The organism is Streptococcus suis, assembly GCF_002964045.1.
Classification (GTDB): domain Bacteria; phylum Bacillota; class Bacilli; order Lactobacillales; family Streptococcaceae; genus Streptococcus; species Streptococcus suis_U.
Genome location: NZ_POPB01000665.1, coordinates 1 through 305 on the forward strand (window position 1 = coordinate 1; position 305 = coordinate 305).

At 42.6% G+C, this 305-nt stretch carries 1 pseudogene; it reads right to left on the reverse strand.

Annotated elements, in window-relative coordinates:
• Positions 1 to 111 (reverse strand): annotated as a pseudogene (locus C1E99_RS13980) (AraC family transcriptional regulator); the annotation flags it as partial.
• Positions 112 to 305 lie beyond the last annotated feature (194 nt).

Consider the following 305-nt stretch of genomic DNA (forward strand, 5'->3'; position numbering starts at 1 on the left):
TTCTTCCTGCCAGAGCTTGTTTGGCACTTCCGCCCGCTGCAAAAGCTCGGCGATATCCGCTCCGATGCTTTTTAGAAATTCTTGAAATTGATTTGTAATGGCAAGTTTCATATTTCCCCTTCTTTCTAGAACAATTTTACCAAATCAGGCAATATTTATACAGTTTGTCCAAAAGAAGAGAAAATAATCCTCTCCTTTTTATTTCATTTGGCTGAGCATCAAAGCGTCGTAAGCACGGTCACCGAGGATACGGCGAAGACCTACTAGGAAGCTTGCACCTTGTCCGACCATGTAACGTGTCTTAG